Below are 15016 nucleotides of genomic sequence, written 5' to 3' on the forward strand. Positions count from 1 at the left end.
CCACTCGACGAAGTCGGCGATCTCGTTGTCGTAGAAGCCCGTCGCCGCCAGATTCTCGGTGAAGAAGGCCTCCAGGTTTTCCCGCTCGACCAGCCAGCCCTCGTCGCGCTGCCAGACGTCGGGCACGGCGGCCTCGTAGAACAGGTAGTCGTAGGTCGGCTCGGAGCGCAGCCCCAGAGCGTGACCCGCGCCGTCCAGGCTGTCCCAGTGCAGCTCCTGAACCTGGTACAGCGTGCCGTCGGGATCGGCGAAGACCCGCCAGACGTGCTCGTACTCCGGCTCGCTGACCGTCACCCCGCCGCCGGCGGGGAAACCGAGGGCGACGGTGAGCGGCTCGGTCTCGACGGGATAGAGGTAGATGTTCGGCTTCTCGACCTCCGGCAGCGGGTAGAGGGCGAAGTTGAGGTGGCGCTCCCCGCCGGGGACCAGCTCGAGGCCCAGATTGTAGCAGGGCTCGTAGTAGGCGGCACGGCAGACGAGGTCGTAAAGGCCGGGCTCGAGGCCCGTCAGGCGGTAGCGCCCCTCGGCGTCGGTGGTGATCGAGTAGTCCGCCTCCTCGGTGAACAGCCAGGGATGGTCCTCCAGCGCCAGGGAGGGCGGCAGGGCCTCCTCGGCGGGCTGTTCCTCTTCCTCCACCGCGGCTCGCTCCAGCGGGGGAACGACGTAGAGCTCGATCAGCGCCCCGTCCGCCGGTACGCCCTCCAGGTCGTAGACCATACCGTAGAGCACGGCCGCACCGGCGGGCATCACTGCCGCAATCAGCAACAGCGACACTGGACCGGCTTTCATCATTCCTCCCGGGATCATTCCACCTGGCGACCGCTGACGTTATCCAGCACCACGCCCCACTCCACGGCGGTGAAGCCCCCTCGGCGGAACTCCGGGATCACCGGCGGACTGACCAGGGCGAACAGCGGATCCACGTTCTCGATAACGTAGAGCAGCCGCAGGAAGCTGTCCGGCGCCGGGTCGATCTTCAGCTCGATCAACGGATCCAGACGCGCGTTGAGCTGCGGGTAGATCAGGAACTGCGGCTCCGACAGCTCCTCGAGGCACGGCAGCCAATAGTCGATGAAGTCCTCGATCTCCCGACCGCGGAAACCATACTCGGCCAGGTTCTGGCGCAGGAAGGCCTCGAGGTTCCCCTTCTCGACCAGCCAGCCCTCGTCGCGCTGCCAGTCGTCGGGCACCTCGGCCTCGTAGAAAAAGTAATCGTAGCCGCTGCCGAAGGAACCGTCGGGCTGCACGACGGCGCTCCAACCCCCGGCGTAGGGCGGATCGCTCTCCGTCACCCGGCCCCCGGCGGGGAAGGCCAGGGCGATATCGACCTCCATCGCCTCGGGGGGGTAGAGGTAGAGGTTGGGCTTGCGGGCCACGGCCTCCTCCTGGAAGGGCAGAGCGACCTCGACGCTGCGGACCTCCTTGACGGCTAGCTCGAAGGGTGCGGAGTATTCAATAGCGTGGTTGCGTGCCGAGTAGTAGAGCTGGTAGAAACCCCAGGGCACCTGGAAGCTGAAATAACCGTCCTCATCGGTGGCGGCATTCTCGATTACCGTGGTGTCGTCCTGGTTCCAGGCCCGGTAGTCCTCGGGATCGGCGGGCATCGCCGGAAGCTGGTAGAGGGAGATCAGGGCGTCGGCCAGGGGCTCGCCGCTTTCGGCGTCGAAGACTCGGCCCTCGACGGTGGCACCGGGGATCATCTCCTCGGCGGGTAAAGGATTGGCCGCGGCGGACAGGACGCAGACGAACAGCAGCAGAGCGATACGGCGCATGGGGCTCCTCCTCGATGAGGGAAGATGATGAAACGCCGAGAACGGTCCGGGACCGGCACAGCAATCGTCAACGCCCGGATGAAATGCGGTTGGCCGCCGGGATTCACCGACAGCTTCACCCACGCCGGGTCACCCGCGGAGCCTGTGAGCCGCGGCGATCACCTTCGGCATCCTAAGCGCCGGACATCGGTAGACCGCGCTTGCAACTTCAATCCCAGGCCCAACAACGGCATCCCGGCAGCACTCGAGGACGCCGGAAGGCGACTTCGCTGGAGTGGATTAGTGGATTATAGCCGAAAAATCCCGCCGCCGCCAACAGGCAACGAGAGTAAGCGCCCGTTGAAAAACAGCCCCCGGAATCCCCGCGACGCTGAACGTACCACCACGCCGGAACTGGCACGGTTTTTGCATCTCAGCAACCGTTAAGCAGATGATAACGGTTAGCTTCCGCAAAAACCGTGCCAGTTCCGGCGTGGGCGGGCTGCGCGGCTGGGGTCGGGTTGAGTGGGGCTGTTTTTCAACGGGCGGCGTTCAAGTCCCCGCTCTATGGTTCGGTGACGGGCAGGGTGTTTTGGCGGGTGTTGGGAACTCCGTTCTGCAGTAAGACGTTAACCTAGCGAAGGATACCAAGACAACCCCGCCCGGCGGCGGGCGGGGTGACGGGCAAGCGGTTTCGACTAGAGCTCGACGACGAGGTCGACACCCAGGCCGGCGGCATAGAACAGGGCCGCCAGAAAGGCCTTGAGGTCGATCGTCGACGGATCGTCATAGGATTCGGGGTAGAGGTCCAGGGCGAAGGCCGCCGCCTCGGCGCCGTCGTCGGGCGCGACCTCGATGGTCGGGCGATCCTCGTTGTCGCGGTCGACCGCGGGATCGAGGACGTCGAACAGGCCCAGGATCATCAGGGCGTCGGCGGGGCTCAGGCTGCCGGAGTTGAACAGCGCCGCCAGTACCCGATCGGCGTCGATGTCCAAGGCGACCTCCTCGTCGTCGAGTTCTCCGCGCACCGTCAGTCCCCAAGCCGTGGAGCCCTCGAGGAACTCCTCGCCCCGGGAGCGCATCAGGGCGATGCGGGCCGGGTCGCTGTCGCGCTTTTCGTCGAAGCGCAGCCAGGCCCGGAGGACCCAGGCCGGCCAGCGGTGTTCGAGGCAGAAATGGACCCAGTCCTCGGCCTCGGCGGACAGGGGGTAGCCGAGGGTACCCAGACAGCCGAAGCCTTCGGAGAGGACGTCGGCCGGGCACTCCTCGCAGTGGTAGGCGAAGGCTTCGAGCTTCTCCGCCTCCTCCATCAGGTTCAGCAGGGGCTCGGTGATCTCGGTCAGGCCGTCGAGGGTGACGAAGCGGTGGGTCACCTGGACCTCGCGGAAGCTGAGGTCCTGCTCCCGGGCCTCTTTCTTGGCGGCCTTGGCCAGCAGGCGCCAGGTGCAGGCGGTGCGGAAGGCCTCCGCCCCCCCGAGGGCGCGCTTGACCGGACAGTCGTAGCTGATGGTGTACTCGATGGGCATACTCTCTCCCGGTTGGCGCGGCGTTCGCTCGGGTCGAGGGTATGATACCCCGCCCCCGGCGTCTTGTAAAGCCCGGGGAGCTGGACTATACTTAGCCGCCGCCCCGACGGCGTCGACCTTAGAGAACCTGAACGTCTGGAACTCCGTGAGCGAGAAGCAGAACAGGATCATCGCCCGCAACCGCAAGGCGCGGCACAACTACATCCTCGAGGAGGCCTTCGAGGCCGGTCTGGCCCTCGTCGGCAGCGAGGTCAAGAGCATCCGCGCCGGGCATGTCTCCATCGCCGAGGCCTACGTCCGCATCGAGGACGGCGAGGCCTGGGTGGTGGGTATGCACGTCAAGCGTTACCGTCCCGCCGGTCCCTTCGGTCCCGCCGAGGACCGCCCGCGGCGTCTGTTGCTGCACCGTCGCGAGCTGAAGAAGCTGACCGACGGCGTCGAGCGCAAGGGCCGGACCATCGTGCCGCTGAAGCTCTACTTCCGCGGCGCCTACGCCAAGCTGCAAATCGCCCTGGCCAAGGGCAAGACCCACCGTGACAAGCGCTACGACATCAAGGAGCGCGAAGCGGAGCTGGCCGCCCGCGAGGCCGCCCGGGCCGGCCGGCGTTACACCAGCCGCTACCAGGACTGATGCCCGTCGGTGGTCCTTACGGGTAATCATGCTTGGGCAATCCTCGTCCGCCGCTGCGGCCGACTGCATCCCCGGGAGGTTGGCGTGCGTAGAGCGACCTCGTTGATCATCTTCCTCGGCCTGTTGGTCCCGCCGGTTTTCGCCGGTGTGGCCAGCCTCAACCTTGGTACCACCAGCGCGGGAACCTGGGTCTCCGTCGGCCTGGACGACGAGGCGGAATTCGAGCTTCAGACCGCCGGCGACACCCTGCAGGTGCGGATCGGAGGCGCCGCTCCCGCCTCGACGCTCAGCCGCTCCGGCCGCGGCGCCGTGGCCGGGGTTCGCGTGGTGGCCGACGGCTCCGACGCCCTGCTGATCCTCGAACTCGTTCCCGGCTCCTACTCCTACCGGGCCTACGCCAAGCGCAATCCCTTCCAGGTCTGCGTCGACGTCATCCCCAAGGCGGGTTCGTCGTCCACGCCGGAGTTCGGCGCCGACGCCCGCATCCGCCGCATCGTCCTCGACCCCGGCCACGGCGGCCCGCGCTGGACCGGTACCGCCCTGCCCGACGAGTCCATCGCCGAGAAAACCGCCGTGATGGAGCAGTGCCGGCTCCTCGCGCGCCTGCTCGAGGAGAAGCTCGGCGTCGAGGTCATCCTGACCCGGGACGCCGACTACGAGGTCGGGCTCAAGGGCCGCTGCCTGATGGCCAACGAGATCGACGCCGACCTGTTCATCAGCGTCCACCTGAACGGCGGGCCGCGCTCGGCCCACGGCACCGAGACCTTCTACCTGATCGCCGGCCAGGCCACCGAGACCCGGGCCGCGGCGATGAAGGAGAACGCCGACTTCCAGAGCGACCCCTACCTGGATCAGGTCAACAGCTCCGTCCTGGACTTCATCCTCTCCGACGCCTACCAGACCCAGGTGCTCGACGAATCCGCCCGTCTGGCCCGGGCGGTGCAGGCCGAACTCCTCGACGAACTCGGCCTCACCGACCGCGGCGTCAAGCAGGACAACTTCGCCGTGCTGCGCGGCACCCACATGCCGGCGATCCTCGTCGAGAGCTACTTCATGTCCAACGCCGACGAGGGCTACCGCTACACGAACTCCGAGGGCTACCGCCGGGTGGCCGAGGCCATCTACCGCGGCGTGGCCGCCTACATCGAGGACTACGAGGCCCGGATGCGCTAGGTCGGCCGTCGGCGTCGAAAAACAGCCCGCCGGCCGCCCCGCCCGAGCCCCGCGCCGCCGGAACCGGCACGGTTTTTGCATCTCGGCGCGCGTTGTCGCGGCGGCAACGCTGCGCCTCCGCAAAAACCGTGCCGGTTCCGGCTGGCGATTTTTTTGTCATTGCCGGAGAACAGGCGAATTGCTCGGCGGCGGGCTGTTTTTCGACGCGGCCCGGCGGCAAAGCATAACTCGGGACCCGCCCCCTCCCTTTGGCAACCCCACGACCCGATCTTCAGCGAAGAAAAAACTTGACCAGCCCTTCGACAGCCGTTATGTTGAGTCTGAGCGCGACCCTGGTCGGCGCCGCGGCACAGCCGACGGTGACGGCCCTCAACGCTTGGGCCGCGGGCGGCGATGTCGTCCTGGCCCTCAGCCTGAGCGGCGGGGCGGAGCCCGAGGTCGTCGAGGTGGAGGGGACTGCCTATCTGCTGCCGGGGTTGACCCTCGGCGAGCCGTTGGGGCTCGAGGGTCCTTTTCCCCTGCGGCGGGCGGTGTTGTCCCCCTTCGCCGACGGCGTGCGGTTGGAGCTGGAGCTCGTCGAGCCGGGCTGGGTGGTCGATTGGCGTTGGGAGTCCGAGGTCGGACTGCTTTGCTGCGCGATCGGCGGCGAGGTCGAGGGGGAAATGCCGACGGTGGGCGAGCTGGAGTTGCGGCGCATCGTGTTGGACCCGGGCCACGGTGGTCGTTGGACCGGCGCCGGCGGCGTTTCTTCCGGGGTCTTCGAAAAAGACCTGGTCCTCGAGATCGCCCGTGAGCTGGCCGGGCTGCTGGTGGACGAGCTGGGCTGCGAGGTCGTGCTGACCCGGGAGGGCGACTACGCCGTCGGCCTGCGCGAGCGGGCCCGGCTGGCCGACGAGCTGGCCGCCGACCTGTTCGTCAGCGTTCACTTGAACGGTGGAGCGCCGGGGATGTCGGGCAGCGAGGTCTACGTCCCCGAGTACCGCCGGCCGCAGTCGCCCTGGAGCGGCGGTGGCGGGCGCCGGGCCGGGCTGGAGCTCGAGGATTGCACGCCCTGGCTGTTGCGCTGGGAGGCCGCCCGCCTGCTGGCCGGGCTGCACTTCGAGGTTCTGGATACCGGCGGCGTCGAGCTGGCCGACGGCATCCAGCGGGCCCAGCTCGAGCTCCTCGGCCGATCCGACCGCGGCGTCAAGGCCGCCCCGTTCTTCGTCATCGTCGAGCCCCGCTGCCCCGCCGTGCTGACCGAGAGCCTCTTCCTCTCCGATGGCGAAGAGGAGGCCCTGGTTCTGGATCCCGCGTACCGCGGCCGGGTCGCCCGGGCGCTCTGCCGGGGAATCGTCGATTGGGTCCGCGCCCGTGAACAGCTACCGGATTGGCTGAACTCGATGAGGGGAGAGCCATGAGTCACCCAGGCCGCGCTATCTTGCTTTTGATGTCCCTGGTCGTTCTGCTGCTGCTGCCGACGGGCTGCGGCGACGAGGAAGAGACCCTCGACGAAACCGCGGAGGAGGTCGGCGAGCGTGCCCCCGGCGAGAATGAGGTCCAGCCGCCGATCCCCTACACCGTCGGCCAGACCCGGGAGACCCCGGGCGTCGAGCGCGGGGTGGCCGTCGACATCGTCGTCGAGCCCGGCGTCTACGCCGACGAGCTCGAGGAGCTGTTCACTTGGTTCGAGGAGGTCTGGTATTCCGACCGCACCCTGATCCAGGTCGACGTCTACGACTCCGAGGCGGCCGCCGCCGCGCTCAACTACGACGCCGAGCGCGTCCTGGCCACTTTCCGCTACACCGCCCCCGCCCACCGCGAGGTCGAGATCTACGAGCGGCGTCTCGTCGCCGGTCAGCGGACCAACCCCCGCGAGGAGTTCCGCTCCGGCACCCACAGCGTCTACCTGGGGCCCAAGAGCCGGATGTTCTCCAGCCAGCAGCAGGCCCAGTACCTGCGCAAGATGATGGAGGATCAGCCCAACAAGCAGGTCTACGAGGTCTCCTGGCTCTCCAACGCCTCGAAGGTCGTGCTGACCTACGATGTCACCGGCCGGACCCTGGTCCGGGTGCGCGAGGGCATCGGGCGCGAGATCTGGAGCGAGTTCACCCCGGAGCGCCTCGAGCAGGCCGCCATGGGTGGCGGCTTCGGCGGCAGCGCCGTTCACGGCGAGGATTACATCCGTTTGGACGAGACCGACGCCCAGTAGCTCCTGCGCATTATGAAGGATCATCGAGACGGGCCGTCAGGCCCGTCTTTTTCTTGACAAATATTATCAACTTCAACTATTATTGCTCTGTGTATGTTGATTGCACTAACTTACTTCAAACCTCGGACGACCTTAAAAGGGGCGGAAAATGAAACGGATGCTGTTGCTCGTTTTGGCTTTGGCCTTAGTTGCACCTGCAACCGCCGATGATTGGCACATCGAAACGGTGGATTCGGACGGATATGTTGGCCGGTATACCTCTTTGGCGCTGGATTCCAGCGGCTACCCGCATATTTCATACAACAATTGGGGCGACGTCGACCTCAAGTACGCCGTCTGGAACGGCGCGAGCTGGGAGCTCCAGACGGTGAGTTCGAACGGCTATGTAGGCGAGTACACCTCCCTGGCGCTGGATTCCAGCGACCACCCCCACATCTCGTACTACGACTACGACGACCTCCTCAAGTACGCCGCCTGGAACGGCGCGAGCTGGGAGTTCCAGACGGTAGATTCGGGTGGTGATGCCGGAACCTACACCTCCCTGGCGCTGGATTCCAGCGACCACCCGCACATCTCGTACTTCTACTATGCCAACGACGACCTCAAGTACGCGGATTGGAACGGCGCGAGCTGGGAGCTCGCGACAGTGGATTCGGGTGGTGAAGTCGGCCGGTACACCTCCCTGGCGCTGGATTCCAGCGGTAACCCCCACATCTCGTACTACGACGATACCAACGAAGATCTCAAGTATGCCGCCTGGAACGGTGCGAGCTGGCAGATCGAGACGGTGTATACGGGTGGTGATGTCGGCCGGCACACCTCCCTGGCGCTGGATGCCGGCGGTAACCCCCACATCTCGTACTACGACGATTCCAACGACGATCTCAAGTACGCCGCCTGGAACGGTGGGGACTGGGATCTCGATACCGTGGATTGGTCGGGTTCCCTAGGCCGGTACAACTCCCTGGCGCTGGACTCCAGCGGCAACCCGCACATCTCATACTACGACGCCACCAACGAAGACCTCAAGTACGCGTATTGGAACGGCGCGAGCTGGGAGATCGAGACGGTGGATTCGGATGGTGATGTAGGCGAAGACACCTCCCTGGCGCTGGATTCCAGCGGCTACCCGTATATCTCTTACTACGATGGTGCCAATTACGATCTCAAGTTCGCCACCACCCGCCCGGACTGGGATATAGAGGATGTTGAACTAACAGCTTCGCCCGAGGATGACGGCGTTCTGCTGGGCTGGAGCATCAGCGGCGATCTGCCCGCCGGTGTCCGTGTCCTGCGCGGGGTGGATGATCCCGTCGCCGTGTCGGGCTCGCTGGACGGCACGACCCGCCGCTGGCTGGATCGGGACGTCGAGCCCGGCGGGAGCTACGTCTACTGGCTCGAAACAACGGATAGCGCGGGCCAGGTGCAAAGATTCGGGCCGACGGCGGCCGTCGACGTGCCGGAGCAGGCGCAGCGCTTGACCCTCGATGAACCGTACCCCAACCCGGCGGCTAACAGCGTCAGCATCGCCTTCACCCTGCCCGAGGCCCAGCGCGTCAGCCTGAGCGTCTACGACCTGGCCGGGCGCCGGGTGGCCACGCTGAGCGAGGGCGAACTGCCCGCCGGACGCCACGAGGTCGCCTGGAACTGCGCCGCCGAGGCCGCCGGCGTCTACCTGCTGCGCCTGGAGACGCAAGGCGAGGCGCTCAGCCGCCGGATCGTCGTCGGCCGGTAACGAGTTGTTGATATAGCGGCACACGGGCGGGATTAACATCCCGCCCCTATCGGTATGCCGGCCGGGGGCGTCCTACAGGGATGTTTAGCAACGGCGGGGCTTCCGCCCCGCCGTCGTTCACAATCCGTCACACCGGCCTAATAGCCGTCGTCATAGTAGTAGTAATCGACGTCGGTGTCGGCCATGTTGTTGATGATGTTCATCGAGGTCTCGTGCTGCATCATCATGGTGTCGTACATGATGTCGTAGCTGGCCTGATCCATCGCCCCGCCGCCGGAGCCCGAGGCCGAGGCGCCGCCGCCGGAGTAGTCATATCCGCCCGAGGTGTCGGCGTACTGGTCGTAGCTCTCGTAGGTGGTGTCCGAGGTGCCCCAGGGGTAGAACTGACCGCTGGCGTAGTCGTAGTAGTACCAGAAGTCGTTGGTGGGGTCGTAGGCGTAATAGAAGCCGTTGACCGGTTCGTAGAAGTAGTAGTAGTAACCGTCCGCGGTGGCGTAGAGTCCGGAGGTCTCGTCGTAGTACCAGCCCTCCTGAGCGTAGCAGGCCAGGGCGGTGAAGACCAACAGCAGGAGCAGGGCTTTTTTCATTCTTCCTCCAGGTGGTGGATGGCTGTCCCGGAATTCTGGGCCCGGCCTAATAGTCGGGCTCGTCGGTATAGTAGTAGTAATCGGCGCTGCCGTCGATGGCCTCGATGGCGTTCATGCTGGCGGCGTGCTCCTCGTTGAGGACGTTCATCATGGTGTTGTAGGTGCTCTGGTCCATCTCGCCGCCGCCGCCGCCGCCGGCGTAGCCCGAGCCGGCGTAGTCGTCGTAGGAGTTGTAGGTGCTGGTCGAGGTGCCGTAGGGATAGTACTGACCGGTGGCGTAATCGTAGTAGTAGTAAACGTCGGTGGCGGGCTCGTAGGCGTAGTAGATGCCGTAGTAGGGCGAGTAGAAGTAGTAGTAATAGCCGTCGGAGGTTACATAGTTCCCGCTGGCCTCGTCGTAGTACCAGCCGGAGTAGTCCTGGGCGCCGGCGGCGACGACGAAGACGAACAACAACAGCAGCAGGGTGGACTTGCGCATGGTTTATCTCCCGGTTTGCGGTGGAACCGCAGGTTAGGTTGAAGCGACTGTGGTGTCGCGTTATCAGCTTCAGCTTATAAGAGTATAGCGACGCCGCGAGAATTTCACTGTTAACTTCGTCACACACGCCCCGGTTGTCTAGCCGGTTGTCTAGGAGGATGGGCTTTGTTACTATTTGAGCCTTGTTTTTTCTTCTCCTTCATCCGTTCGCTTCGCGCCAGCCGGGAGACTGACAATGGGTAAGGATAAACCGCAGCTGCTCAAACCCCAGGGACCGGCCAAGTGGAACCGCCGCTCGGCCTTCATCCTGGCGGCCATCGGCTCGGCCGTCGGCCTGGGCAATGTCTGGCGCTTCCCCTTCGTCTGCTACGAGAACGGGGGCGGCGCCTTTCTGATACCCTACCTGGTGGCCATCATCACCGCCGGCATCCCGCTGATGATCCTCGAATTCAGCCTGGGACACAAGATGGCCTCGGGTGCGCCGATCAGCTTCGCCAAGGCCCGCAAGAAAGCCGAGTGGGTCGGTTGGCTGATGGTCATCGTCGGCTTCGTGATCACCATCTACTACGCCGTGATCATGAGCTGGTGCTTCAACTACGTCTTCCAGGCCATCAACAGTCTGGGCTGGGGCAACGATCCCAGCGGCTTCTTCAATGAAACCCTGTTGCAGGCCACGGGAGGTCCGGGCTCCATCGGGGGCTTGAGCTGGCCCCTGGTCATCGGGCTGATCCTGACCTGGGTGGCCATCTACTTCGCCATCCGCAAAGGCGCCCGCAGCGTGGGCAAGGTCGTCCTGCTGACCGTGCCGTTGCCCTGGCTGCTGCTGGTGATCATGGCCGTGCGCGGGGTAACCCTCGAGGGCTCGGCCGCCGGGTTGAATTACTTCCTCAACCCCGACTGGAGCAGGCTCCTCGACCCCGGCGTCTGGCTGTCGGCCTACGGCCAGGTCTTCTTCAGCTTCTCCCTGGCCTTCGGGGTGATGATCACCTACGCCAGCTACCTGCCCAAGAAGTCCGACATCAACAACAACGCCGTGATCATCAGCCTCTCCGACGCGGCGACCAGCTTCCTCGCCGGGCTGACCGTCTTCGCCACCCTGGGTTTCCTGGCCCGCACCGGCCATCAGACCGTCGGGGAGGTGATGACCGGCGGACCGGGTCTGGTTTTCGCCGTCTACCCGACGATCTTCAACCAGATGCCCTTCTGGCCGGGCTTCTTCGCCGCCATCTTCTTCATCATGCTGCTGCTGTTGGGCATCGACAGCGCCTTCAGCCTCGTCGAGGCCAAGGCCGAGGCCTGGATCACCAAGCTCGGCCTGCGCCGCAAACCCACCCTGCTGGTCATCTGCACCATCGCCATGCTGTTCGGACTGTTCTTCGCCACGGGCTCCGGTATCTACTGGCTGGACATCGTCGACAACTTCATCAACAAGTTCGGCCTGGTGCTGGGCGGCCTGTTCGAATGCATCGTGCTGGGCTGGCTCTACGGCTCGCGCAAGCTGCGCGAGTACGCCAACAAGCAGTCCGAGATCCGCATCGGCCGCTGGTGGGACTTCATGATCAAGTACTTCACCCCGCTGATCCTGCTGGTGACCTTCGGCCTGGATCTTTACCGCACCATCAGCGAGGGCTACGGCGGCTATCCCGACTGGGCCGTCTTCGTCGGCGGCTGGGCCGTGGTGGCCGTTATCTTCGCCCTCAGCTTCATCTTCAGCCGCATCCGCTCCAACAAGCAGGCGGCCCCGGTGGCCGCGGGGGGGGGGTCCGATGTCTAACCTCAGAACCGTCACCATCTTGCTGCTGCTGAGCGCCACCCTCCTGGCGGCCCAGCCCCCGGGCGAGGGCGAAGCCCTCGTCGCCGCCAGTGACCAGCCCTGGCTCGAGGAGCCCGACCACATCCTGGCCCACCAGCAGCGCCTCGAGCTGCTGCGCGCCCTGCGTTCCGGGGAGCTGAGCCTCGAGGACGCCGCCGACGCCCTGGCCGAGGCCGTCGCCGATCCCTTCGAGGATCCCGAGCTGCGCCGGTGGGCCGCCGACGCCCTGGCCGGGCTGACCGTCGAGATCGAAGTCGAGGGCGAGACCGTCGAGCAGCCCCGGGCCCTGGCCGCCGCCCTGACCGCCGCCGTCGTCGAGGGCGAGGACCTCGGCTGGGTGCGCTCCTACCTGCGACCCGCCTGCCTGGAGCGCGTCGGGTTGGCCTGCGGCCTGCTGGCCCTGATGACCGACCCCGCCGCCGTGCCCCTCCACCAAGAGCTGGCCCGCGACTTCTCCCTCGGGGAGGACGTCCGGCTGACCGCCGTCGGCTCGATCGGCAGCGCCGAGGGCCGGCACGCCTACCGGGTTTTGACCGAACTGGCCGCCGATCCCACCCTGCCCGACGCCCTGCGCGTCGCCGCGATGACCACCCTGGCGCCCATCGGCTACGACGAGGGCCGGGCCTTCCTCGAAGAGCAGCTCGCCGCCGCCGATTCCCCCGCCCTGCGCACCGGCGCCGCGGCCGCCCTCGAACTCCTCGACCAGACCGCCGTGATGACCCCCGGCGCCTGGATCATGCTGGCCCTGGGCTTCCTGCTGCTCTTCGGCGGCGCCGTCCTGTTCATCATCATCGCCACCCGTCGCGCCACCCCCCACGTCTTCTCCGACGAGGGCGACGAAGAGGACGGGGGCGCGGCGTGAGCGATCCCCGCCCCCTGAGCCGCCTGCTCAACTCCGCCCTGGCGAGTAAGAAGCTGCGCCGCGAGGTCGCCCTGGCCCGCCTGCGCGGCGACTGGACCGGCCTCGTCGGCCCCGCCGTGGCCCGGCGCACCGAGCTGGCCGTCTCGGGGCGCGAACTCGTCGTCCGCTGCGGCGACGCCGAATGCCGCCGGCTGCTCGAGGAGCTGCTGCCGCGCATCCGCGTCCGCCTCGACGAACTGTTTACCGGCGAGCTGACCTCCCTGCGCCTGGTCGAGTGACCGCCGCCCTTGACAATTACTCAGCAGCGTGTAAAACTAAGTTAGTTTAAATGGCTGCCTTCAATACCCTCAAGCAATCGATTCTCCGAATACTCTCCACCTCTAATCCCGAGGCTCATATGCGCCCGCCTTTTACACTGGCTTCTCTTCTAATCACATTGGCGCTGCTAATGGGCATCGCTAGTTGTGCCGATACCCTGATTATCCCCGATTACGATGGTGAAATAACACTTTTTCAGGCGATTGAGTTGTCTCTCGGTTTCCTATACGAGGAAGGCCTGTATCATCAAGGCGATGCGGTCGCCCTTAATAATGTCGAGGTTGACCTGAATCAGGAGGGGACAGCTACTGATTGGATAATAACGATCTGGATTAACGACGATTGCTATCGTATTATGATTTTTGATACGGATGTTACAGGCTTTGCTTATCGTATACCATTAGACGATCAAAAAATATTACTTGGTGGTATGTATGACACACCCGATATTGCAAATCATATAAATGAAATTCTTTCATTGCCTTTAGGCACAATTTATTATGAGCTAATTGCTTATAATGCTGATAGGCATTATCCCTTTTGGAGAAGTGAAATATTTGAATATACTAGCTCATCAGACTATTATACTGGAGAAAATACTTTTTTATATATAGACAATAATCTTGATATTGTAAAGTGTAAAATAATTTACGACTATGGTTCTATTATTGAGTTTAGCTCATTATTAGAGGCTGACAATTCCTTTTCTTATATCTATTCATCCGATACTATAACATATAATATAATTGGAAATGAGATATCAGAAACTAAATGGAATATATACGCTGATATAATGACCATGAGACACGATGGCCTAATACACATCGTTATTGATGAAATTCTTAATTATGTCAATTCAGAAGATGATATATATAATATATATTTAATAATTGATCCTTATACATTAAATTATGATTTACACCTCTCTTAAAGGATAAAAGATGAAAAGATACACCTTTATATTATTCATTATACTTGCATGTATATTATTAGCGTGCGACAATAGTGTACTCACAATTCCTGAATCTGATATAGTCCATACTACATATGAAGAAATACTAAATATAGCGCTAAAGGAATTAACAGATAGGCAACTATATGAAGAAGGCGAGCCTTACAAATTAGGTGAAATAGCGTGTAACCTAAACACAGACGGTAGATCATACGGCTGGGAAATTATAATTACAGTTATTGACAGTTATTATATGAAGTACACAGGAGATATTATTATGGAATTCAATGAAGTGCAGAATAGCAATCTAATTGAACCAGATGGGATTATTAATACTCCAGATTTAGTGAATATAATTTTAGATGTATATAATGATATAGCTATGCCGGTTAACGTATATATGTGTAGCGAGAGCGCATATTATGAGAATCCACATTGGCTTATTAGAGATATTTCTATATATGACGCTAATTCAATTTTATATAGAGAATATTTAGGTAATGAGGGCTATCAGTATGTTCATTTCAGGCGTTATATGGAAACGCCCTATATATACGGCAAGACAATGATACTATTGAATACAGGTAGTTATCATACATTCGACTTTTGGGATGGGGAGCCAGATAATACTAGTTTTTATTACGAATATTATTACTATAGCGATTGGGGCGAATTTGAACAATTCTATGAATCAAGGCTTGAGCTTGTGGACGGATACATGCAAAATAATTCGTATACTGTATTTGCGCAATATGAATATGAACTATTCGATGGATATAAAAACTATTATTACTATGGCTCCGATACCTTCACCGCCGAGTTGGTCGACACCGAGTACGGCGCCTGGATGGAGGGCGTAGTGGCCGTCGACGCGTATACCGGCGAGATCGTCTACTGCGGCCCGGTGATCGAATAAGCCGCCGTGACCCTATCGAACGACCCGCCCCCCGGGGCGGGTTTATGGTATTCTGACACGGACACTCAGCTCCACGGTATCCC

The 15016-nt window shown here is 62.3% G+C and carries 15 protein-coding genes; 10 read left to right on the forward strand and 5 right to left on the reverse strand.

The annotated features are described in order from the left end of the window. The 3 genes from GF399_09085 to GF399_09095 all read right to left on the reverse strand — a co-directional run. Positions 1–789 (reverse strand): hypothetical protein (locus GF399_09085; GenBank protein MBD3400472.1); only part of this gene is annotated, 789 nt, incomplete at its 3' end. Between the two features lie 14 nt (positions 790–803). Next, positions 804–1772: a hypothetical protein gene (locus tag GF399_09090; protein MBD3400473.1), complete on the reverse strand. Its 969-nt coding sequence runs from the start codon at positions 1770–1772 to the stop codon at positions 804–806. Between the two features lie 677 nt (positions 1773–2449). Next, positions 2450–3277: a hypothetical protein gene (locus tag GF399_09095; protein MBD3400474.1), complete on the reverse strand. Its 828-nt coding sequence runs from the start codon at positions 3275–3277 to the stop codon at positions 2450–2452. Positions 3278–3422: 145 nt separating this feature from the next. On the opposite strand from GF399_09095, the gene smpB reads away from it, so the two are divergent. The 5 genes from smpB to GF399_09120 all read left to right on the forward strand — a co-directional run bounded on the left by smpB (position 3423) and on the right by GF399_09120 (position 9007). Further along, positions 3423–3908 (forward strand): SsrA-binding protein SmpB, encoded by a 486-nt coding sequence (smpB, locus tag GF399_09100; protein MBD3400475.1) that lies wholly within the window; start codon positions 3423–3425, stop codon positions 3906–3908. A 9-nt stretch (positions 3909–3917) separates the two neighbouring features. Beyond that, on the forward strand, positions 3918–5081 hold the full coding sequence (locus tag GF399_09105) for a hypothetical protein (protein ID MBD3400476.1): 1164 nt from the start codon (positions 3918–3920) through the stop codon (positions 5079–5081). A gap of 311 nt (positions 5082–5392) precedes the next feature. Further along, positions 5393–6481 (forward strand): hypothetical protein, encoded by a 1089-nt coding sequence (locus GF399_09110; protein MBD3400477.1) that lies wholly within the window; start codon positions 5393–5395, stop codon positions 6479–6481. Positions 6482–6510: 29 nt separating this feature from the next. Beyond that, positions 6511–7272, forward strand: a complete 762-nt coding sequence (locus tag GF399_09115) for a hypothetical protein (protein ID MBD3400478.1) — start codon at positions 6511–6513, stop codon at positions 7270–7272. A gap of 148 nt (positions 7273–7420) precedes the next feature. Then, on the forward strand, positions 7421–9007 hold the full coding sequence (locus tag GF399_09120) for a T9SS type A sorting domain-containing protein (GenBank protein MBD3400479.1): 1587 nt from the start codon (positions 7421–7423) through the stop codon (positions 9005–9007). A gap of 137 nt (positions 9008–9144) precedes the next feature. Here the strand turns inward: GF399_09120 and GF399_09125 are convergent, their stop codons facing one another. Both GF399_09125 and GF399_09130 read right to left on the reverse strand, forming a co-directional pair. Then, on the reverse strand, positions 9145–9594 hold the full coding sequence (locus GF399_09125; protein MBD3400480.1) for a hypothetical protein: 450 nt from the start codon (positions 9592–9594) through the stop codon (positions 9145–9147). Between the two features lie 46 nt (positions 9595–9640). Continuing rightward, positions 9641–10072, reverse strand: a complete 432-nt coding sequence (locus tag GF399_09130) for a hypothetical protein (GenBank protein MBD3400481.1) — start codon at positions 10070–10072, stop codon at positions 9641–9643. Positions 10073–10307: 235 nt separating this feature from the next. On the opposite strand from GF399_09130, the gene GF399_09135 reads away from it, so the two are divergent. From GF399_09135 to GF399_09155, 5 genes are all read left to right on the forward strand, one after another. Continuing rightward, complete coding sequence (locus tag GF399_09135; GenBank protein MBD3400482.1) at positions 10308–11846, forward strand: sodium-dependent transporter; 1539 nt, start codon at positions 10308–10310, stop codon at positions 11844–11846. Continuing rightward, positions 11839–12747 (forward strand): MetS family NSS transporter small subunit, encoded by a 909-nt coding sequence (locus tag GF399_09140; protein ID MBD3400483.1) that lies wholly within the window; start codon positions 11839–11841, stop codon positions 12745–12747. The genes GF399_09135 and GF399_09140 overlap by 8 nt, the downstream gene beginning before the upstream one ends. Then, a complete protein-coding gene (locus tag GF399_09145) occupies positions 12615–13025 on the forward strand; it encodes a DUF721 domain-containing protein (GenBank protein MBD3400484.1) in 411 nt (136 codons plus the stop codon). The genes GF399_09140 and GF399_09145 overlap by 133 nt, the downstream gene beginning before the upstream one ends. 170 nt (positions 13026–13195) lie before the next feature. Further along, the gene (locus GF399_09150) at positions 13196–13996 is read left to right on the forward strand and encodes a hypothetical protein (GenBank protein MBD3400485.1); all 801 of its coding nucleotides are present in this window, start codon (positions 13196–13198) and stop codon (positions 13994–13996) included. A 10-nt stretch (positions 13997–14006) separates the two neighbouring features. Further along, positions 14007–14933 carry a hypothetical protein gene (locus GF399_09155; GenBank protein ID MBD3400486.1) on the forward strand — a complete coding sequence of 309 codons (927 nt, stop codon included), beginning with the start codon at positions 14007–14009 and terminating at the stop codon, positions 14931–14933. Positions 14934–15016: the final 83 nt, after the last annotated feature.

The sequence above is a fragment of the Candidatus Coatesbacteria bacterium genome, from assembly GCA_014728225.1.
Classification (GTDB): domain Bacteria; phylum RBG-13-66-14; class RBG-13-66-14; order RBG-13-66-14; family RBG-13-66-14; genus WJLX01.